Source organism: Hymenobacter chitinivorans DSM 11115 (assembly GCF_002797555.1).
In the GTDB taxonomy this organism is placed as follows: domain Bacteria; phylum Bacteroidota; class Bacteroidia; order Cytophagales; family Hymenobacteraceae; genus Hymenobacter; species Hymenobacter chitinivorans.
In genome coordinates this window covers 26,111-46,953 of record NZ_PGFA01000004.1, presented here as the reverse complement: position 1 = coordinate 46,953, position 20,843 = coordinate 26,111, and the positions used below count along the sequence as shown (strand labels likewise).

General features: G+C 59.5%; 13 protein-coding genes. 3 read left to right on the top strand and 10 right to left on the bottom strand.

Annotated elements, in window-relative coordinates:
* Positions 1–99 precede the first annotated feature (99 nt).
* Positions 100–744, bottom strand: a complete 645-nt coding sequence (locus CLV45_RS20155; RefSeq protein WP_100338298.1) for a rhomboid family intramembrane serine protease — start codon at positions 742–744, stop codon at positions 100–102.
* Between the two features lie 141 nt (positions 745–885).
* Positions 886–1,857, bottom strand: coding sequence for a polyprenyl synthetase family protein (locus CLV45_RS20150; protein ID WP_100338297.1), 972 nt, complete (start codon positions 1,855–1,857; stop codon positions 886–888).
* Positions 1,858–2,252: 395 nt separating this feature from the next.
* Here CLV45_RS20150 and CLV45_RS20145 point away from each other — a divergent pair, with 395 nt between their 5' ends.
* Positions 2,253–2,534: a TonB family protein gene (locus tag CLV45_RS20145; RefSeq protein ID WP_157807679.1), complete on the top strand. Its 282-nt coding sequence runs from the start codon at positions 2,253–2,255 to the stop codon at positions 2,532–2,534.
* Between the two features lie 121 nt (positions 2,535–2,655).
* On the opposite strand, the gene rnr is transcribed toward CLV45_RS20145, so the two are convergent.
* Together rnr and CLV45_RS20135 are read right to left on the bottom strand one after the other, a co-directional pair.
* A complete protein-coding gene (gene rnr, locus CLV45_RS20140) occupies positions 2,656–5,193 on the bottom strand; it encodes a ribonuclease R (RefSeq protein WP_100338295.1) in 2,538 nt (845 codons plus the stop codon).
* Positions 5,194–5,550: 357 nt separating this feature from the next.
* Positions 5,551–7,452 carry an ABC transporter ATP-binding protein gene (locus tag CLV45_RS20135; RefSeq protein WP_100338294.1) on the bottom strand — a complete coding sequence of 634 codons (1,902 nt, stop codon included), beginning with the start codon at positions 7,450–7,452 and terminating at the stop codon, positions 5,551–5,553.
* A gap of 124 nt (positions 7,453–7,576) precedes the next feature.
* Between CLV45_RS20135 and CLV45_RS20130 the strand changes: the two genes are divergently transcribed.
* Positions 7,577–8,563 carry an aldo/keto reductase gene (locus CLV45_RS20130; RefSeq protein ID WP_100338293.1) on the top strand — a complete coding sequence of 329 codons (987 nt, stop codon included), beginning with the start codon at positions 7,577–7,579 and terminating at the stop codon, positions 8,561–8,563.
* A 142-nt stretch (positions 8,564–8,705) separates the two neighbouring features.
* On the opposite strand, the gene CLV45_RS20125 is transcribed toward CLV45_RS20130, so the two are convergent.
* The 4 genes from CLV45_RS20125 to CLV45_RS20110 all read right to left on the bottom strand — a co-directional run bounded on the left by CLV45_RS20125 (position 8,706) and on the right by CLV45_RS20110 (position 17,470).
* Positions 8,706–9,353 (bottom strand): lipoprotein signal peptidase, encoded by a 648-nt coding sequence (locus CLV45_RS20125; RefSeq protein WP_100338292.1) that lies wholly within the window; start codon positions 9,351–9,353, stop codon positions 8,706–8,708.
* Positions 9,354–9,616: 263 nt separating this feature from the next.
* Positions 9,617–13,066, bottom strand: a complete 3,450-nt coding sequence (gene ileS / locus CLV45_RS20120) for an isoleucine--tRNA ligase (protein WP_100338291.1) — start codon at positions 13,064–13,066, stop codon at positions 9,617–9,619.
* Between the two features lie 152 nt (positions 13,067–13,218).
* The gene (locus CLV45_RS20115; RefSeq protein ID WP_100338290.1) at positions 13,219–15,657 is read right to left on the bottom strand and encodes an efflux RND transporter permease subunit; all 2,439 of its coding nucleotides are present in this window, start codon (positions 15,655–15,657) and stop codon (positions 13,219–13,221) included.
* A gap of 289 nt (positions 15,658–15,946) precedes the next feature.
* The gene (locus CLV45_RS20110; protein ID WP_100338289.1) at positions 15,947–17,470 is read right to left on the bottom strand and encodes a glycine--tRNA ligase; all 1,524 of its coding nucleotides are present in this window, start codon (positions 17,468–17,470) and stop codon (positions 15,947–15,949) included.
* A gap of 285 nt (positions 17,471–17,755) precedes the next feature.
* Here CLV45_RS20110 and CLV45_RS20105 point away from each other — a divergent pair, with 285 nt between their 5' ends.
* Positions 17,756–19,156 (top strand): inorganic phosphate transporter, encoded by a 1,401-nt coding sequence (locus CLV45_RS20105; RefSeq protein ID WP_100338288.1) that lies wholly within the window; start codon positions 17,756–17,758, stop codon positions 19,154–19,156.
* Between the two features lie 200 nt (positions 19,157–19,356).
* Here CLV45_RS20105 and CLV45_RS20100 read toward each other — a convergent pair whose 3' ends face one another.
* Together CLV45_RS20100 and CLV45_RS20095 are read right to left on the bottom strand one after the other, a co-directional pair.
* Entirely contained in the window at positions 19,357–19,842 is a 486-nt protein-coding gene (locus tag CLV45_RS20100; protein WP_100338287.1) for a hypothetical protein, read from the bottom strand.
* Positions 19,843–19,925: 83 nt separating this feature from the next.
* On the bottom strand, positions 19,926–20,417 hold the full coding sequence (locus CLV45_RS20095) for a DUF4385 domain-containing protein (protein ID WP_100338286.1): 492 nt from the start codon (positions 20,415–20,417) through the stop codon (positions 19,926–19,928).
* Between the last annotated feature and the right edge of the window lie 426 nt (positions 20,418–20,843).

Here is a 20,843-nt window from a genome sequence, read left to right as displayed (position 1 = left end):
TGGAGAGAAGAACGAGAATATGCCGCTCTTTACGCATGACTTCCGGAATGGATATAATCGGCTGCCAGCTATATAGATAACTAATTGATTATTAGCATTTTAAAATATAAAGCGCTGTATTTCGCTCCAGAAATGGATGCCTACCCGGGGTATATAGATGAGTGTCAGGATGATACCGTAGAGCGCGCCGTAGAAGTGGGCATCGTGGTTGATATTGTCGCCGCGGCGGCGGCCCATGTAGTAGGAGTAGCCCAGGTACAGGAAGCCGAAGATGAAAGGCTTGATGGGAATCGGAATCGGGAAGATTCGGATGCCTTCCCCATCAGCTCCCACGGGGTTGAACAGAATACTGGCGAAGATGACGGCCGCTACCCCACCCGAAGCGCCCAGGCTGCGGTAGTGAGGGTCGGTGCGGTGGCGGAAGTAGGTGGGCAGATCGGAGACGATGATGCCGCCCAGGTACAGCCCCAGAAACTGCAGCAGGCCCACGGTGGTGCCGCTGGCCATAACCAGGATATCCTGCACCATTCGGCCGAAGGAGTAAAAGGCCAGCATGTTGAAGATAAGGTGCATCCAGTCGGCGTGCAGAAAGCCGGAGGTGAGCAGGCGGTACCATTCGCCGCGCCGGTTCATTTCGACCGGGTTCAGAATCCAGCTGTCCATGAAATCCTGGTTGGACCAGGCGTAGATGGAGATGCCAGCCGTGAGCAGAAGCAGCACGATGGGGGCTTCGAGAGTGAGCATGGGTTGGAAGTCGGGAGGTAAAAAAGAAGAAAAACTGATTTTAGGGCCATCTGGCGGCTTGCCAGGCCCCGGAACGAACGAAGACTCAGCTTATCGGGCCAAGTCTTCGTGAAGGGCTTAAAACAGGCTATTCCAGCAAGCCTAGCTTTCCCGCTCCAGCAGCTGCAACGCCACGCCACGCAGCGGCTCTTTCCGCTCGGCGGGCACGGTCACCCGGTCGAGGTGGTGCAGGGCTTCCTGGAAGTACTGGTTGATGAGGGTTTCGGTTTGGGCCCGGATACCCAGCTCGTCGTACACGGCCCGCACGGCCCGCACTTTGGCTTCGGCATCCGTGACGGGCTGGCCGATGTGCCGGGCGAGCAGGGCGCTTTGCTCGGCGTTAGCCTGGGCCTGAGCGGTGAGCAGCAAAAAGGTTTTCTTGTCCGAAACGATGTCGCCGCCGACGCGCTTGCCGAAGGTCGCCGCGTCGCCGTACACGTCGAGCAGGTCGTCGCGCAGTTGAAAGGCCAGGCCGATATCGGTGCCGAACTGGCGCAGGTGGTCGGCAGCTTCCAGGGACGCGCCGGCCAGCAGGGCCCCCAGCTCCAGGCAGAAGCCCAGCAGCACGGCCGTCTTGAGCCGAATCATATCCAGGTACTGCGCGATGCTGACGGTGGACTCGGTTTCGAAGTTCATGTCCCACTGCTGGCCTTCGCAGACCTCGGCGGCCGTTTGGCTGAAGCGGCGCAGTACCGGGGCCAGCAGTTCGGGCTTCACATCGAGAAACAGCTCATAGGCCCGCACCAGCATGACGTCGCCGCTGAGAATGGCCACCGTCGAATTCCATTTTTCGTGCACCGTGGGCTGGCCGCGGCGCAGCGGCGCCTGGTCCATGATGTCGTCGTGGAGCAGGGTAAAGTTGTGAAAGACCTCGGTGCCCAGGGCCGGCTTGATGATGGGGTCCAGGTCGTCGGTGAAGAGGTGGGCGCCCAGCAGCGTAAGCAGGGGCCGAATGCGCTTGCCGCCCAGAGCCATGATGTAGCGGATGGGCTCGTAGAGGGTTTCGGGGGCCTCGCCATAGCGCTGCAGCGCTAGGGCGGCGGTGATTTTATTGGAGAAATAGGAAAGGTCCACAGGCAATCAAAAGGGTGCGCCGGCAAGGTACGGGGAACGGATGAGTTGGGGAAGCTGCGGGTTGGTTGTTGTGGGTATGCCGCTACCAACGCGGCGTTGTGAGGGACGAAGCCGGGCCAAAATGATATTTTCAGACAACTCTGGCCTCGTGTTCCTATGCTGCTATCACCAAGTGCCCAATTGCGCTGGGCCGCGTTAGTACTCTTCCCGATTCCGGTGCGGCTCAAGCTCCTTATAACCGCTGGGAAGCCAGCCCACCAGTCCCGGTAGTGCCACCAGCGCGGCCCGCTAAGACTATCCCCACGCCGGCCAAGAAGAAAGCAGCCACGCCCGAAGTCACTACCGATTCCGGCTCTCTGGCTTCTGGCAGAATGCGGTATGTGTACGTAGAGGTAATGCCGTCTTTTCCGGGTGGGCAGTATGGCTACCAGAGCTACGTCCGCAAGAACCTAAAGCGGCCCGACGGTCCTAAAGAAGCGGGGAAAGTTTGGGTCACATTCACGGTGTTGAAGTCGGGGGCGGTAAAGGGTGCGCACGTAGCTCCGGGTAAAGGAATCGACGCGGCTTACGATGCAACAGCGGTGGAGCTGATCAGCAAAGCGCCATTGTTTACGCCGGGTAAGCGCGAAGGCAAGGTCGATGACATTGAAGTCCATTACCCGGTAGAGTTTCGCTGAATGGTTGATGTGAGAAAGAAAAAAAGCCCTTTTCCGTCGCAACGGGAAAGGGCTTTCATTTACGGCAGCTCAGTACATTTCAGAGGGCATCTAACGGCCTTCAGCCTTGCAATGACAGCTGTTAGCGGCGGCGCTTATCGCCCCCGCCGCTGCGGCCTCCGCCGCCCTTGCCACCGGGGCCGCGGCCACCACCTGGCTTCTCATTGCGGGGGCCCCGGTTGCGGTCGGAACGGTCGCCGCCGCGGCTGTTGCGGCGCTCTTCCTTTTCCCGGCTTTTCTCGTAGTCGGGGCGGTTGTCCACCACTTCGAAGTCAATGGTGCGGTCGAGCAGGTTGGCGGCTTTCACCACTACCTGAATCTCGTCGCCGAACTGGATGATCTTCTTGTTGCGCTGCCCGATGAGGCGGTAGTTATCCTTGTCGAGCTCGTAGAAGTCGCCGGGCAAATCGCTCAGGCGGATCATGCCTTCGCACTTGTTCTCCTCGATTTCCACATAGAGTCCCCACTCGGTGAGGCCCGAGACGACGCCCTTGAACTGCTCGCCGATGACGTCGGCCATGAACTCGACCTGCTTGTACTTGATGCTGGCGCGCTCGGCATTGGCGGCCAGCTTCTCGCGCTCGGAGGAATGCTTGCACTCTTCTTCCACGGGCTCCACCTTCACGTTTTTACCACCCTGCAGGTAGTGCTCCAGCAGGCGGTGGGCCATCATGTCGGGGTAGCGGCGGATGGGCGAGGTAAAGTGCGAGTAGTGCTCGAAAGCCAGACCAAAGTGCCCCATGGGCTCGGTGGTATACTTGGCCTTGGACATGGTGCGCACGGCCAGGGTCTGGATGACGTTCTGCTCGGGGCGGCCAATGACTTCCGTCGACAAATCGTTGAGCTCGGTGCTGAGCTTTTTCGGGTTGGTCAGGTCCAGAGTGTGGCCAAACTTCTGGGCGAAGAGGGCGAAGTTCTGGAGGCGGTCGGCGTCGGGGGCGTCGTGCACCCGGTACACCATCGTGAAGCGCGGCTTGGTCTTCTTGAGCTTGTAGACGAACTCGGCCACTTTGCGGTTGGCCATGAGCATGAACTCCTCAATCATCTTGTGGGCGTCCTTGCGCTCCTTCACGTACACGCCCAGGGGCTTGCCGTTCTCGTCGAGGCGGAACTTCACTTCCTGAGTTTCGAAGCTGATGGCGCCCTTGCGGAACCGCTCGGCGCAGATCTTCTTGGCCATGTCGTTGAGCAGATTTATCTCCTCGGCATAGTCGCCTTCCTTGCTTTCGATTCGCTCCTGAGCCTCCTCGTAGCTGAAGCGGCGGTCGGAGTGAATGATGGTTTTGCCAAACCACGAGTCGTAGAGCTTGCCCTTCTCGTCGAGCTCAAACACGGCCGAAAAAGTCAGCTTATCCTCGTGGGGCCGCAGCGAGCAGACGCCGTTGGAGAGGCGCTCAGGCAGCATCGGAATCACCCGGTCGACGAGGTAGACGGAAGTGGCGCGGTGCTTGGCTTCCTTCTCCAGCATGGTACCGGGCGTCACGTAATGGGTCACGTCGGCAATATGGACGCCGACTTCCCAGTGCCCGTTCTCCAGCTTCTGCACGCTCAGCGCGTCATCGAAGTCCTTAGCGTCGGCGGGGTCGATGGTGAAGGTGGTAATGGGGCGGAAGTCGCGGCGCTTGGCAATTTCCTCCTGGGGAATCTGGTCGGGAATGGCTTCGGACTCTTCCTCCACGTCGGCGGGGAATTCGAAGGGCAAGCCGAACTCGGCCATGATGGCGTTAATCTCGGCCTCGTTCTGACCGGCCGGGCCGAAGCTGCGCACAATTTCGCCCACGGGGTGGCGGGTGCTATCCTCAGGCCACTCGGTGATATTGACCAGTACCTTCTCGCCGTCGTTGGCGCCGTGCAGGGCCTCGAAAGGCACGAACACGTCGAAGTACAGCTTGCGGTGGTCGGGGGAGACGAAGCCGAAGCCGCCCTGCACTTTGAGCTGGCCCACGATTTCAGTTTTCACCCGATTCACTACTTCCACCACGTCGCCCACGGGGCGGCCGTCGCGCTGCCCGCGCAGGCGGATACGGACCGTGTCGCCCTGCATGGCAAACTTCAGCCGGTCGGTAAAGACGCGCACGTCGGTTTCACTTTCTTCCGAGATGACGAAGGCGTACTGACTCGTAGCCAGGGCCACGGTGCCGGTGATGGTATCGGGACCTTCTTGGCCCCGCTCCCGGTATTGTGGTTTAGCCGTCGGCTGGCCGTCGCCGGGCTCGTCGAAGCCCTGGGTGCGGCGGCGGCGCACGATGGGGTCGTTGCCAAATTCGGCTTCCACGGGGCGGCCACCTTTCACGAAGTTCTTGCCGTGGTCCTGCCGCTCACTTGCCAGGGGCTGCACCTTCTGGGCTTCGGGGTCGGAGAGACGGTAGTCGTCGTTTTGGAGGTGGGTTAGCTGGCCGGAGTTGCGCAGGGTTTTGAGGTGAATGAACACGTCTTCGCGCTGCTCCTTGGTGGTCACGCCGAGGCGGCGGGAAAGTTGGCGGTAGGAAAATACTTTGCCGGGGTTGTCGGCAAAAATGCGGTACACCAGGCTTTTCGTTACTGGGGCAGGCGCGGCTTTGGGCGCGCGGGAGGCTTTCGCGGAAGCGCGGGGAGCCTCGGATTCTTCTTTTTTCTTCATTAGAAAATAAGGGTGCCGCCAGTTGTTTTCGGTTTCGCAGGCGGCGCAGGTAAAAGGAAAGTACGCCGGTTCAGGCGCGGGGTTGAGGGTGAATTAACGCGGCCCAGGCGGCCGGGTTTTGGCCGCGGCCAAAAAGCTTTAGCGCGGCAGACAAGGGATAATACGGAATAAATTCGAGAAGAACTATATGCGGGAAGGTTAAGAAATAGCGACAGACTGATATGATAGTAGTTAGGCGGTGCGTAAAGTAATACCAGGATCTGTCATGCTCAGCAGAGCAGCAGTAAGCAACGTCAGCACGCGAGATTCCTCGGCCGGCTCGGAATGACGTTCGGATGATTTTGCTTCAACTCTCCCCTACGCTTCCACGGCCCGGCGGGCCACAGCGGCGCGAATGTCACTGGGCTCGTCTTTGGGAATGGCGGCCAGCAGCTGCTTAGTGTAGTCGTGCCGGGGGTTGGCGTAGACCTCGGCGGCCGGGCCGCTTTCCACAATCTGGCCCTGACTCATCACCAAGAGTCGGTCGGACATGAAGCGGGCCACTGACAAATCGTGGGTGATGAAGAGGTAAGTGATGCCGAAGTCGCGCTTGAGCTGGTTAAGCAGATTCAGCACCTGGGCCTGCACCGATACGTCGAGGGCCGACACCGACTCGTCGCAGACGATGCACTTGGGCTGCAGGGCCAGGGCCCGGGCAATGCAGATCCGCTGGCGTTGGCCGCCCGAGAATTCGTGCGGGTAGCGCAGGTAGTGCTCTTCCTTGAGGCCCACGGTGCGCAGCAGCTCCAGCACCCGATTTTTTTGCTCTTGCTTCGTGCCGCCCACATTATGCACCCGCATCGGCTCCAGGATGGCCTCGCCCACGGTCAGCATGGGGTTGAGGGCCGCGTAAGGATCCTGAAAGACCATCTGGAATTCCTTGCGCCGTTTGCGCAGCTCGCCAGCGGGCAGCGTGGCCAGGTCCGTTTCTTCGAACAGAATGCGGCCCGACGTTGGTTCCACCAGCCGCAAAAGAGCCCGACCCAGGGTAGTCTTGCCGCAGCCCGACTCCCCTACCAAGCCCACAGTTTCGCCCCGGAAGATGTCGAAGCTAACCCCGTCCACGGCTCGCACGAACTCGGGCTTGCGGTTGAAGAAGCCCTTGCGAATGGGAAAGTGGACGTTCAGGTTTTCAACCCGTAAGAGCGGGTCGGAGCCGGCAGCTGAAGCCCCGCTGGAAGCCTCGGCCGCTAGGGCTTGATTGAGCACCTCCCCTTTCGTTTCGCCAGCTAAAACCGCCTCATTTTGTTCCACGGGGAACGTTTTGGTGGTTTCAACAGAAATGTTATCAGAGGTAGCAGTTACGGCAATAGTTGAGCTTTCCGGCGTGGAACGCGCGAGTTTTTCCACGAGGTTACCCTCGGCGTCTTCGGTCATAAAATCGGCCACGACGGGCAGGCGCGTCTTCCCCACCGACAGTTTGGGCCGGCAGGCCAGCAGGCCTTTGGTGTAGGGATGCTGGGGATTGGTGAAGATGTCGAGCACTCGGCCCTGCTCCACCACCCGGCCGCGGTACATGACCAGAATCCGGTCGGCAATTTCGGCCACCACGCCCAAATCATGGGTGATGAAGAGCACGGCCGTGTTGTGCTGGCGGCGCAGCTCGTCGATGAGCTGGAGCATGCGAGCCTGCACCGTGACGTCGAGGGCGGTGGTGGGCTCGTCGGCAATGAGGATGGCCGGGTTGCAGGCCATCGCCATGGCAATCATCACGCGCTGCTTCTGGCCCCCGCTGATTTCGTGGGGGTAGCTGGTCAGGATTTTCTCGGGCCGGGGCAACTGAGCCATGCGAAACAGCTCCACGGTGCGGGCCTCGGCTTCTTTCTGCGTAAGCGTGGTGTGCAGGCGCAAGGCTTCCACCACCTGGCTGCCGCAGGTGTAGACCGGGTTCAGAGAGGTCATCGGCTCCTGAAAAATCATGCTGATGTCGTTGCCGCGCACTTTTTGCAGCTGCTGATCCGGGAGCTGGAGCAAATCGACTTCGCCCAGGGCCTCGGAGTGAAACCGGGCTGTGCCGCTGGCAATCCGGCCGGGCGGCATCGGAATCAGGCCCATCAAAGCCAGGGAGGTTACCGACTTGCCCGAACCGGATTCGCCCACGATGGCCACGGTTTCGCCCCGGTGCAGGTCGAAGGACACGTCCTGCACGGCCCGCACGTCGCCGCGGTGGGAACGGAAGTCGATGGTCAGGTTGCGGACGGACAGAATGGGCTCAGGCACGGCAAACGGGAATTCAGAGACGATAATCGGTAAAGATAGGCAGGCGGGGCGTAGCTTGCCGGCCAAGGCTTACGTAAGGCTTATTCAGCTTAAAACAGACTCCAAACCCTACTTCTACGCACGTATGCAGTACCGCAAACTAGGCAAAACTGACCTTTCCGTTTCCGAAATCAGCCTGGGCACCTGGCAGGTGGGTGGCAAATGGGGCGACCCGTTCAGCCACGAAAACGCCGACCAGATTCTAAACGCCGCCGTGGATAGCGGCATCAACTTCATCGACACGGCCGACGTGTACGGCGACGGCGAGAGTGAAAAAGCCGTGGGCCGGCTCGTGCGCAGCCGCTCGGAGCAGGTGTACGTGGCCACCAAGTGCGGCCGGCAGCTGCAGCCCCACACCGCGGAGGCCTACCAGCCCGAAGTGCTGCGCCGATTCGTGGAGCAGAGCCTGCGCAATATGCAGCTCGACACCATCGATTTGATTCAGCTCCACTGCCCGCCTACCGAGGTGTATTACCGCCCCGAAATCTTCGAGGTATTCGACCGGCTCAAGCAGGAAGGCAAGATCCGGCACCTGGGTGTGAGCGTGGAAAAAGTGGAAGAAGGCCTCAAGGCGTTGACTTTTCCGAACGTGTGCTCCATTCAGCTCATCTTCAACATGTTCCGGCAGCGCCCCCAGGAGCTGCTGTTTGCGGAAGCCAAGCGCCACAACGTGGGCCTGATTGTGCGGGTGCCACTGGCCAGCGGCCTGCTCACGGGCAAGTTTTCGAGAGAAACCACCTTCTCCCCCGACGACCACCGCCAATTCAACCGGGAAGGGGCCGCCTTCGACAAAGGAGAGACTTTCTCGGGGGTTGACTACGAAGTGGGCCTGGAGGCCGTAGAAGCGCTTAAAAAAGTATTTCCCGACCAGCCCAACCTGGCACCCGTGGCCCTGCGCTGGGTGCTGATGTTTGACGAAGTCAGCTGCGTAATTCCCGGCGCTTCCAAGCCCAGCCAGCTGGAATCAAATCTGAAGGCGGCCGAGCTACCGGCTATTACCGACGAGCAGATGCAGCAGGTGCGGGCCATTTACGATGAGCGAATCCGGCCGCTGGTGCATTATACGTGGTAAGCAAGCCCGTAGCGCGAACTTTGTAGTTCGCGTGGCCCGCGCCGGTTGGTCGTTCTGACCCGCGAACTACAAAGTTCGCGCTACTATAAAAAAAGCCCGCTGGAGCAATCCAGCGGGCTTTTCAATTTTTAAAAGGCTTGTTCTATACCACTTCCGGCGTTTCGGCGTCGCGGCGGGGCACTTCGGCGTCTTCGGCAACTTGGTTTGCGGCGTGTTCTTCGGCGAAAAACCGGTTCTGATTGAGCAGAATCAGCACGACGCCGATGAAAATGCAAGAGTCGGCAATGTTGAAGATGGGGAAGTCGGGGATGACCTTCCCTCCTACCAGCGGCCAGGAAATGGGAAAAAACCCGTCGGGGAAGTCGACGAACAGCATGTCGATAACCTGGCCGTGAAACCAGGGCGTGGGCACGCCAAACGGAGCGTTGTCGTAGATGATGCCGTAGAAAATCGAGTCAACCAGGTTGCCGACGGCCCCGCCCAGAATCAGGGCTACGCAGGCAATGAAGCCAGGAGCGGCCCGGCGCTGCCACAGCTTGTAGATGTAGTAGCTGATGCCCACCATGGCCACGAGCCGGAAGCTGGTCAGCAGGATTTTGCCGTAGGGCGGCGGCAGTTCCACGCCGAAAGCCATGCCCGGATTGAGCGTATAATGAAGCTTGCCCCAGTCGCCGAACAGGGAAATTTCGCCCGCCATGCCCGGCTGCATGTAGGTGTGCACGGCCCACTTCGAGAGTTGGTCGATGATGATGACCAGCAACGCCAGCAGGTAGTATTTCCAGTACTTCATTTCTGAGAAGTGAGAGGTTAGAAGTGAGAAGTGAGACTTCGGGCTGACGTAGTGTCAGCTTCGGAACCTCTCCCCTCTCCGGGTACAAAGTGACGAAGAATTTTAGACTTTCCGGTGCGGTAAGCCCAAGCCTTGCTCCGGCCCTCTGGTATATATTTTTCGGGCGTTTTGTGCCCTTTTGAACCGATTTCGGGACCTGCCGAAATGCTTTGTGCGCCGGTGTGCCAACCGACCTGTTGAAAGAATCGGTTGGCACCTTAGGCTCAGCCGTTTGCGACTTCCAGCTGCACGGGCACCGAATACTCGTCGAATTCGAGCACCGAACCGCCGCTGATTTCGGGCGCGAAATCCAGCGCCAGGGCCTGAATTTCCTCCCGGATGTAGCTGCCGAAGGACTGCACGGCGGCTTCCAGCTCGGGTTGCTGCTGCAGGGTCACCCGGATTTTGTCCTGCACTTCCAGGCCGCTGTCCTTGCGCAGGTTCTGCAGGCGGTTGACCAATTCGCGGGCCACACCTTCCTGGCGCAGCTCGTCGGTCAGGGTCACGTCGAGGGCCACGGTGAGGGGGCCGTCGGTGGCCACGAGCCAGCCGGGCAAGTCATCGGTGCGGATTTCCACGTCGTCGGGAGCCAGGGTGTAGGTTTCGCCCTCGATTTCGACGGCCAGCTGCCCGGTTTTTTCGAGCGTGCTGATTTCCTCGGCCGTCATCTGCTGAATCCGGGCGCCTACCACCTTCAATTTGGGTCCGTATTGCTGGCCCAGACGCTTAAAATTGGGCTTCACCGACTTCACCAGCACCCCGCTGGTATCGTCGAGGAACTCCACGTGCTTCACGTTCACCTCGGCGCAGATCAAATCTTCGACCTTGCCGACCTGTTCGCGCGTGGTGTCGTTCAATACGGGCACTAGGATGCGCTGCAGCGGCTGGCGCACCTTCAGCACCGACTTCTTCCGCAAGGAGTGCGTGAGCGAAGAAATGCGCTGGGCCAGCTCCATCCGCTCCTCCAGGGCCTTGTCGATACGGGTTTCATCGGCCTCCACGAGCAGCGTCAGGTGCACCGATTCGGCGGTCCAGCGCTGGGCGTTGCCTTCCTGGCGCAGGCCGTCGGTCATGTTCTTGTAGAGCCATTCGGCGAAGAAAGGCGCAATGGGAGCCATGAGCTGAGCCACGGTCACGAGGCATTCCTGCAGGGTTTCGTAGGCGGCGCGCTTGTCGGTAGTCAGCTCGCCCTTCCAGAAACGGCGGCGCGAGAGGCGCACGTGCCAGTTGGAGAGCTGATCCGTCACGAAATCCTGGATGGCGCGGGCCGCCTTGGTCGGGTCGTAACCGTCGTAGTAGCCGCGCACTTCGAGGATGAGAGACTGGAGCTTCGACAGTATCCAGCGGTCCAGCTCGCTGAGCTCGGCGTGGGGCACGCGGCCGGTTTCGGTGGCCTGGAAGCCGTCGAGGTTGGCGTAGAGCGAGTAGAACGAGTAGGTGTTGAAGAGCGTACCGAAGAAGCGGCGTTGCACCTCCGTAATGCCGGCCAGGTCGAATTTGAGGTTGTCCCAGGGCTGGGCGTTGGCAATCATGTACCAGCGGGTGGCGTCGGGGCCGTACTGGCTGATGGTAGCAAACGGGTCCACGGCATTGCCGAGGCGCTTGCTCATCTTGTTGCCGTTCTTGTCCAGCACCAGGCCGTTGGCCATGACGTTCTTGAAGGCCACGGAATCCTCCAGCATCACGCCCAGGGCGTGCAAAGTGAAGAACCAGCCGCGGGTTTGGTCCACGCCTTCGGCAATGAAGTCGGCCGGGAAATTCCGCTCAAACACGTCCTTGTTTTCCAGCGGGTAGTGCCACTGGGCGTAGGGCATGGCGCCGCTGTCGAACCACACGTCGATGAGGTCGGTTTCGCGGTACATGGCCTGGCCGGTGGGGCTTACCAGGAAAATATCGTCCACGTAGGGCCGGTGCAGGTCGATTTTAGTTGTCTGTTGCTCGTTGTCAGTTGTTAGGCTGCTGGCCATAACCCAGTTGCCATCCACCTTTTTGTAGGGGTTGTGGGTCATGATTTCGGCGGCTACGGCCTTGTCAATTTCGGCGCTGAGCTGCTCGATGGAGCCGATGCAGATTTCCTCGGAGCCGTCCTGACTGCGCCAGATGGGCAGGGGCGTGCCCCAGTAGCGGGAGCGGCTCAGGTTCCAGTCGACCAGGTTTTCCAGCCAGTTGCCAAAGCGGCCAGTACCGGTGCTTTCGGGCTTCCAGTTGATGGTTTTGTTGAGCTCGATGAGCCGGTCTTTCACCGCCGTGGTCTTGATAAACCAGGAGTCGAGCGGGTAGTAGAGCACGGGCTTGTCGGTGCGCCAGCAGTGGGGGTAGGTGTGCTCGTACTTCTCCACTTTGAAGGCCGTGCCGTCGCCTTTCATGCGGATGGCAATGCTTTCGTCGAGGGTTTTGTAGTCGGCGCCGCTCTGGTCGTGCCCGTCGTAGTTTTTCACCCAACGGCCCCCAAATTCACCCATCTGGGCCACGTAGCGGCCGGTGCGGTCCACGATGGGGCCCAGCTTGCCTTCGTCGTCCATTACCATCAGTGCGGGCACGTCGGCCAGGGCCGCGGCGCGGAAGTCATCCGCGCCGAAGGTGGGCGAAATGTGCACGATGCCGGTACCGTCTTCGGTGGTTACGAAGTCGCCGTTGATAACGCGGAAGGCGCGCTCCTCGCCTTCAAAGGCCGGAAAGCCCTTGTCGTGGCCAAAGAGCCGCTCGTAGTTGACCCCGACGAGGTCAGAGCCTTTGAACGTGGCTTCGATGCGCCAGGGCAGCACTTTGTCGCCGGCTTGGTAGTCTTCCAGGGACGCGTCTTTGCCTTTCTCGGAGAAATGACGACCCACCAACGCCTCGGCCAAAACGACCCGGATGGGCGCGTAGGTGTAAGGGTTGAAGGTGCGAACCAGCACGTAGCTGATGTTTTTGCCCACGGCCAGACCAGTGTTGGCCGGCAAAGTCCAGGGCGTAGTAGTCCAAGCCAGGATGTAGGTCGGAACCTCGCCCAGGCCGGCAAACAGTTGGGTTGATTTCTCATCCTGCTTCACCTTGAACTGGGCCACGATGGTCGTGTCCTTGACGTCCCGATACGTGCCGGGTTGGTTCAGCTCGTGCGAGCTGAGGCCGGTTCCTGCCGCCGGCGAGTAGGGCTGGATGGTGTAGCCTTTGTAGAGCAGGCCCTTGTCGTAGAGCTTTTTGAGCAGGGCCCAGCAGCTTTCGATGTACTCGGGCTCGAAGGTGATGTAGGGGTCGTCGAGGTCCACCCAATAGCCCATTTTCTCGGTGAGGTCGTCCCACTGGGCCTTGAAGCGCATGACCGTTTCGCGGCAGCGCTGGTTGTACTCCTCGATGCTGATTTTCTTGCCGATATCCTCCTTGGTGATGCCCAGCTCCTTTTCCACCTGCAACTCGATGGGCAGGCCGTGGGTGTCCCAGCCGCCCTTGCGCGACACCTGCTTGCCCAGCAGGGTCTGGTAGCGGCAGAAGATGTCCTTCACGGTGCGGGCCATGACGTGGTGAATGCCGGGCGCGCCGTTGGCCGATGGGGGGCCTTCATAAAACACGAAGGTGGGCTGCCCTTCCCGGGTGCTCACGCTTTTCTCAAAGATGCCGTTCTGCTTCCACCACGCCAGGATATCGGTGCCGACCTGGCCGTAGTTGAGCGGCTGCTTGTATTCGGGGTAGTTCATTTGATCTATGAGCTTAGGCAATTTCTACTCGGAACTGTCATCCTGAGCTTAGCGAAGGACCTTATTACGCTTGAACAAGTCGTTCAACTGGCATAAGGTCCTTCGCTAAGCTCAGGATGACAGGTGATTCTAGGTAACAGTTTGGGACTCACTTACGAATCCAAAGCATCCGGCTTCTTCTGCAACGGAATGCGGCGCAGGTTGATTTCCATGTCGTCATCCTCTTCCAGATACGTGTCGTCGAAGTGCTGGATGAAGGATTTGTTGATGGTTTCGTCCTTGCCGTGCTCGAAGGTCACGAGCAGGCAGGGCAGCAGAATCAGGTTGGAGAAGTTGGTAATCAGCAGGGAGGCCGACATGAGCAAGCCCAGGGCTTTGGTGCCGCCAAACTCGGAGAAGGCAAACACTGAAAAGCCCAGAAACAGCACGATGCTGGTGTAAATCATGCTGGTGCCGGCCTCGCTGAGCGTGGTGCTGATGGCGGCCCGCACCCGGTGCCCGTTGGCGGCCAGCTCCTGCCGGAACTTGGCCAGCAAGTGAATGCTGTTGTCGCCATCAATGCCCAGGGCAATGCTGAAAATAAGCGCCGTGCTGGGCTTGAGCGGAATGCCGAAATAGCCCATGATGCCGCCGGTGAGCAGCAGAGTGAAGAAGTTGGGCAGCAACGTGAAAAACACCGCCCGGATGCTGCGGAACAGGATCAAAACCACCAGGCCCACCAGCGCAAAGGCAATCAGCAGGCTTTCCTTGAGGCTGCCGATGAGATATTCGTTGCCCTTGGTAAAGAGAATCGTGGTGCCGGTGAGCTTCACGTCCATGCCCGTACCGTTGAAAATCTGCTTGATCTGGGGCTGAATCTGGTTGCTGAGCAGCGTGTCCAGATTGCGGGAGCCGATGTCGGCAATTTTCAGCGAAATCCGGGCCCGTTGGCCGGTGGAGTCGGTGAAGGAGCGGATCAGCTTGCTGTCCATGCCCCCGCCGGCCTTGCCCTGGGAATGGGCCAGATAGGTCAGGATAAAGTTCTTCTCGGAGTTATCGGGCAGGCGGTAGTACTCGGGGTTGTCGTTGTAAAACGCCTGGGTCGAGGCCTTCAGGAAAGTCACGATGCTCACCGGCGTAGTCAGCACGGGCTGGGTGCGCAGGAACTTCTCGAACCGGTCAATCTTCTCCAGGTTCTTGAGTTTCATGATGCCCCGCTTCGAGCCGGTATTGACCACGATTTCCAGGGGCATTACGCCGTTAAAATGCTGCTCGAAAAACTTCAAGTCGGAGTTAACCGAGCTGTCCTTGGGCAAGTCATCCACCATGTACGACACCGACTTTACCTTCATAATGCCACCGATGGACAAAGCCACGAAAGCGGCGGCCGCAATGTAGACCGTGCCACGGCGCTCCAGCACCAGGTGCTCGAAAAACTCCAGCAGCTTGGTCAGCGGGGCCGCTTCGAGGTGCTCGAGCTGCTTGGGCGTGGGCGGGGGCAGAATGGTGAAGACAATCGGAATCAGGATAAACGAGACCAGGAAGGCCACGAAAATATTGATGGTGGCCACGGCCCCGAACTGGAACAGAATGGCAATGTTGGTGAAGCAGAACACCACGAAGCCGATGGCCGTGGTGGTGTTGTTCATCAGCGTCACCAGCCCGATTTTGCCGATTACCCGGGTCATGGCCAGCACTTGGTTGCCCGATTTGCGGTAGTCGTAGTGGTAGCGGCTGAGCAGGTAGGTGCAGTTGGGAATGCCGATAACGATGATAATGCTCGGAATCAGGCCCGTGAGCAGGTTAATCTTGTAGCCCAGCAACACCATCGAGCCGATGCACCACACCACGACGATGAGCACAATCAGGATGGGAAACACCACCGCGGCCCAGGTCCGAAAAAACATGAACAGCGTCAGGGCCATCATGACGATGGTCAGGGCCACGAAGAGCTTCATTTCCGAGGCCACTTTGGTCGTCATCGTGGCCCGCACGTAGGGCAGGCCGGCGTAGTGCATCCGGATGCCGGTTTTCTGCTGAAACCGCTCGGCGTGGGCCAGGATTTCCTTCATCACCCCCTCCCGCTTACTGGAGTTGAGGAACTTGGGGTCCATGGTCAGGGCCAGTAGCGTGGCGCCGGTAGTGGGCGAAATCAGCTGGCCCTTGTAGAACTCCTGCTGGTTCACGACCCGCATCAAAGAGTCCAGCTCGGCCTGGGTTTCGGGGAATTTCTTGAAGATGGGGCTGGCCCGGAAGCTCTGGTTGGCGGTGTCTTTTTCGAGCTTGGGCAGCTTCGTGACGGACAGCACCCCGCTCACGCCCTGCACCTTGGCCAGGGTATCGGTCAGGCTGCGCAGCTCGTTGAAGTTGCCCAGCTTATAGACGCTGCTGTCCTGCAAGCCCAGCACCAGCACGTTGCCGTCTTCGCCGAAGGTGCGCTTGAACTGCTGGAAATACACCATGTCCGGGTCGTCGGGACTCACGACCTGGGCAAAGTCGTAGGTCATTTCGACTTTGCGGGCCTGCCAGCCCATGAACACCGTAATAACGGCCAGGAGCAGAACCAGAATCCGCCGATTCTTAATCGTAAATAAGGCGAGTTTACTCCACATAGGCCGCTAAAATTTAGCAAAGGTACGCAATGACTTGCTGGTAGAAAGAGAAGGAAGCCGGGGCTGAAAGAAGCCCGAACAGGAAACTTTGTATGAGAATCCCATATAGGAAATAGAATTTTGTATGAGAGTTTCATACAGAGCAGGAAATAACCGCAAACCTAGCCGTTTCCCCCCGGCGCTACCCCTCAATCGACGCCCGGCCCGTTTCAGCCGACCGACAACGCAAAGGGCCGCCATGCTCAGCATGACGGCCCCGGGTATTTGCGCTGGGCAGCTGCTGAACTTCTTAGAGCTTCTCGAAAATTCGGGACAAGCTCACGGCCTCGCCAATGTAGGCGCGCAGCTCCGAAATAGGCATGCGGGTCTGCTCCCGCGAGTCGCGGTGGCGCACGGTTACGGTTTCGTCCTCCAGGGTCTGGTGGTCGACGGCAATGCAGAAGGGCGTGCCGATGAGGTCCTGGCGGGTGTAGCGCGTCCCAATGGAGTCCTTCTCCTCGACGACCAGGCGGAAGTCGTGGCGCAGGCTGTTGTAGATTTCGTTAGCCTTTTCGGGCAGGCCGTCCTTTTTCACCAGCGGGAAAATGGCGGCTTTCACCGGGGCCACGGCCGGGTGCAGGCGCAGCAGCTTGCGGGTTTTGGTTTTCTGCTCCTCCCCTTCGCCTTCGACGATAGTTTCTTCCTGGAAAGCCTGGCAGAGCGTGGCCAGAAACAACCGGTCGGCACCCACCGAGGTTTCCACCACGAAGGGCACGTAGTTGCCGTAGGGCTTGCCGGTTTCTGGGTTGATGTCGTTGTCGAAGTAGTTCTGCTTTTTGCGGCTGAACTGCTGGTGCTGGGTCAAGTCGAAGTCGGAGCGGGAGTGGATACCCTCGATTTCCTTGAAGCCGAAGGGGAATTCGTACTCAATATCCACGGCCGCCTTGGCGTAGTGGGCCAGCTTCTCGTGGTCGTGGAAGCGGAGCTTGTCGGCGGGCAAACCCATTACTTCGTGCCAGCGGCGGCGGGCGGCTTTCCAGTGCTGGTACCACTCTTCCTCGGTGCCGGGGCGCACGAAGAATTGCATTTCCATCTGCTCAAACTCCCGCATGCGGAAGATAAACTGCCGGGCTACAATCTCGTTGCGGAAGGCCTTGCCGATCTGGGCAATGCCGAAGGGCACCTTCTGGCGGGCCGACTTCTGCACGTTCAAAAAGTTGACGAAGATGCCCTGGGCCGTTTCGGGGCGCAGGTAGATTTCGTTCGAGCCCTCGGCCACGGCGCCCATCTGGGTCGAGAACATCAGGTTGAACTGGCGCACGTCGGTCCAGTTGCCGGTCTTGCTGATCGGGCACAGGATTTTCTCATCGATGATGAGCTGCTTGACGCCGGCCAGGTCCTCGGCCGTGAGCAGGCGGCCCATTTCGGCTAGCAGGGTTTCAGCCCGGGCTATTTCACCGTTCTTTTCGTACTCGGCGGCCTTTTCTTCGAGCAGCACGTCGGCGCGGTAGCGCTTTTTGCTGTCGAGGTTGTCAATCATGGGGTCCGAGAAGCCGTCGACGTGGCCGGAGGCTTTCCAGGTGGTGGGGTGCATGAAGATGGCCGCGTCGATGCCCACCACATTCTGGTTGAGCTGGGTCATGGCCTTCCACCAGAGCTGCTTCAGGTTGTTCTTCAGCTCCACGCCGTTGGGGCCGTAGTCATACACGGCGGCCAGGCCGTCGTAGATTTCGGAGGAAGGAAACACGAAGCCGTATTCCTTGGCGTGCGACACGATTTCGGCCAGCGTGCCTTCAGCGGTAGTGGCGGCCGTTTTCTGCGGGGCGTTGCTCATATTCAGGTACTCTGATACAGTAGAAGTGGGCAAAAGTAGCAGAAACCACCGGAGCCGCGGCAGAATACAGCTTCGCAAAAGCCAGTATTTTCTACCTGCGGCCCCATCTGCGGGCTTCTAGCTCAACAGATTAGGCCCGCGCCCAACCCCGAATCGGTTCCTGCGTTAAGCGCATGCAAACGGGAGGCGTACTATTTTGGCGTAACAATTTCATAATCTTGCCCCGCCTAAAGGTCCCTCTACCTTTGGAACGATGAAAACCGATTTCCCATTAATTCCCCTTTTATGTTTGGCTTAGAGCCTCATGTGCTTCTGCTGCTAATCACTTGTCTGGTAGCAGCTTGCGCCTTCGAATTCGTCAACGGCTTCCACGACACGGCCAATGCCGTGGCCACCGTGATTTACACCAACGCCCTGCGGCCCTGGGTGGCGGTGGTGTGGTCCGGCTTCTGGAACTTCATCGGGGTTCTTACCGGCGGCATTGCCGTGGCCATGGGCATTGTGTACCTGCTGCCCGTGGAAAGCCTCGTGGATCAGAACGTGTACCACAGCATTGCCATGGTGGGCGCCCTGATTGTGGCGGCCATTATCTGGAACCTGGGTACCTGGTACTACGGCCTGCCGTCCTCTTCCTCGCACGCCCTGATTGGTTCCATCCTGGGCGTGGGCATTGCCTTTTCGCTGCTGCCCGACTCCAACGGCTCGGCTGTGAACTGGACCAAGGCCCTCGAAACCGGCGCTTCGCTGCTGATCAGCCCCATCTTCGGCTTTTCACTGACCATCATCATGATGTTTCTGCTGAAACGGTTCGTGCAAACCAAGGCCATCTTCCGGGAGCCCCACAAGCGCAAGCCCCCACCCATCTGGATCCGCCTGATCCTGATTGCGACCTGCACGCTGGTGAGCTACTTCCACGGCTCCAACGACGGGCAGAAGGGCGTGGGCCTGATTATGCTCATCCTGATTGGCATCGTGCCCGTGCACTTTGCCCTAAACCAAAAGCTCAACCCGCTCGACATGCGCGAGTCGTTGAGCAACATAGAGCTGGTAATGGGCAAGCTCAACCCCGAAACCATGAGCCAAGCCGACCGGCAGCTGCTGGCCGACATCCGCACCCAGACCACCACGCTCGACCAGATTTTCGCCGGCAAAACCGACGTGAAACAGCTACCCGAGCAGTCCCGCTTCGAAATCCGCAAGGCCATCCTGCTCATTCACAACAAATCCAAAAAGCTCGTGGCCAGCGAAAAGGTGCCGCTGAGCACCGCCGACCGCAAAACCTTCGACACGAGCGTGGCCCAGATGCGCACCTTCACCGACTACGCCCCCTGGGAAGTGTCGCTGATGGTGGCCTTGTCCCTGGGCGTGGGCACGATGATCGGCTGGAAGCGCATCGTCAAAACCATCGGGGAGCGGATTGGTAAGGAGCACCTGACCTACGCCCAGGGCGCCTCCTCCGAGCTGGTAGCCGCCGCCATGATTGGCGTCAATACCCAGTTTGGCCTGCCGGTTTCGACCACTCACGTGTTGTCGTCGGCCATTGCCGGCTCCATGGTGGCCAACCGCGGCATCAAGAACCTGAACCCCCAAATGGTACGCAACATTGCCTTGGCCTGGGTGCTCACCCTGCCCGTCACAATGTTCCTCTCGGGCGGGTTGTTCCTGCTGTTCCGGGCTATCCTCTAGCGCTGGGCTTTCCCCGAAATACACAAAAAAAGCCGACCCACTGCGGGTCGGCTTTTTTATTGCCGGAAGTTTTCGTAACGACCGTGCCAGCTATTAGAATTAGCCAAACGGCCTGGGTTTATACACTAAAACGGCGGGTTATTAGCGACTTATCAACTTATCAACACTAAAAAGCCCGAATTTTGTGGATAACTCCGGCTCTAGCTGGGCCATTGCACCTCCAGGTCGTCGCTGATAAAGACGCCGAAGTTGACGAACTGCAGCTGATCCTCATCAAAGTAAAGGTCAATCATTTCCTTCTCGTAGGAGAGGCGGGTTTCGCCGGTATCCATGCGCTCCACCTCCGTCGACTCAAGGCCGTTCTGGCGCATGAGCTCCTGGATTTCGTCCACGGACTTGCCGTGAATCGGCTGGCCGAAGATACGCAGGCCGGGGTGGTCGGTTTCGATGCAGCTCAGGCGGTAGTCGTCTTCCCGGTCGAAGTACAGGGAGTAGCCTTCCTCCAGGTAATTCCAGGCCTGGTGCTCAAACTCGTCGTCGTCTTCCGACTCCTCAATTTCCTCGGGCTCGCCCATCAGGGCCCGGACCTCGTCCTGGGTGGCGCCGAACTTGAGCGGGCCCATGCCGGTGCCCAGGATGATTTCGTTTTCTTCGGTGCTGCTGGGTTGGGGTTGGATGCTCTGCATGATTCGGTTGGTTTCGGTGGTTGGATGAAGTAATTCTGGTAAGAATCTGAATTCGGATTTAAAGGTAGGTATTCATTCAGGACTCACTTGCCGTAGCGAGCCTCAAACGCGGCCTTCTGCCGCACGTAGTCGGGGTGAAGCTTGGCCTCGTCCCACTTGGCCTTGAAGATGGCGGCAGCGGCGGCCTTTTCGGGGTCCTCGGGGCTGCGGGGCAATTCGGCCCGGCCGTGGGCGCCACTCTGCCCCTTCTTGTCGGCCGGCACGGGCCCGTCGTACTTCTTGCCGCCGCGGTGGTTGGCGTAGCGCCGGGCCCGGGTAAAGCCCATCTGAATAAACTTGCGGGCCATGTCGGCTCCCACGAAGTCGTCGGCTTTCAGGTAGTCCAGAAACAACTGGTAAATCTGCTCCGATGACTCCCAGGCTACCTCGGGACTTTTGAAGCGCCAGTGCGGCAGAATCTCCGACTTGTAGGGCTCCACCAGCAACACGCCCTGCTCGCCCTTGCCCACGCGGTACAGCTCGGGGTGGCGCCGAAAGTCGGTGGTCTTGAAGTCGAGCGTATAGTCGAAAGGCATGGGGCAGGAGCGGGGCGGGTGGAAGTCCTGTATACGGGCAAAGCCATGCCCGGGACCAGCTTTGCCGGTTTTCCACAGCTCAGCGTGTGGAAAAGTGCGTAACCCGGGCCGTTTACTCGCTCAGCAGCAACTGCTTCCCCGCCGTTATACGCCGTTTTCACCCGGCCTTATTAGCCAAAGCGCTGATGACACCCTACTAAGCCGCGAAACCAGGACCGTAGGCCGCAGCAGGGGAGTGGTCCGCCCCAAAACCGGGTTGGTGTAATTTATTAGCCCGCCCGGCTGCCTACGCCTACGTTTACCGCAGACCCTATTCTGCGGGCCGGCGAGCCAAGTCCGTGCTAGGCCAGGCCGCACTTTGCCGAGCTACCGCCGCTGTTCACCAAACCCGAGCCCAGCTCACGCCGCTTGAGGTCTTGATCTGCC

Coding starts and splice junctions, on each gene's coding strand:
- CLV45_RS20110 (WP_100338289.1), bottom strand. CDS start 17,470: ATGAGCAACGCCCCGCAGAAAACGGCCGCCACTACCGCTGAAGGCACG.
- ileS (WP_100338291.1), bottom strand. CDS start 13,066: ATGAACTACCCCGAATACAAGCAGCCGCTCAACTACGGCCAGGTCGGC.
- CLV45_RS20125 (WP_100338292.1), bottom strand. CDS start 9,353: ATGAAGTACTGGAAATACTACCTGCTGGCGTTGCTGGTCATCATCATC.
- CLV45_RS20130 (WP_100338293.1), top strand. CDS start 7,577: ATGCAGTACCGCAAACTAGGCAAAACTGACCTTTCCGTTTCCGAAATC.
- CLV45_RS20155 (WP_100338298.1), bottom strand. CDS start 744: ATGCTCACTCTCGAAGCCCCCATCGTGCTGCTTCTGCTCACGGCTGGC.
- CLV45_RS20095 (WP_100338286.1), bottom strand. CDS start 20,417: ATGCCTTTCGACTATACGCTCGACTTCAAGACCACCGACTTTCGGCGC.
- CLV45_RS20145 (WP_157807679.1), top strand. CDS start 2,253: ATGCCGTCTTTTCCGGGTGGGCAGTATGGCTACCAGAGCTACGTCCGC.
- CLV45_RS20105 (WP_100338288.1), top strand. CDS start 17,756: ATGTTTGGCTTAGAGCCTCATGTGCTTCTGCTGCTAATCACTTGTCTG.
- rnr (WP_100338295.1), bottom strand. CDS start 5,193: ATGAAGAAAAAAGAAGAATCCGAGGCTCCCCGCGCTTCCGCGAAAGCC.
- CLV45_RS20100 (WP_100338287.1), bottom strand. CDS start 19,842: ATGCAGAGCATCCAACCCCAACCCAGCAGCACCGAAGAAAACGAAATC.
- CLV45_RS20115 (WP_100338290.1), bottom strand. CDS start 15,657: ATGTGGAGTAAACTCGCCTTATTTACGATTAAGAATCGGCGGATTCTG.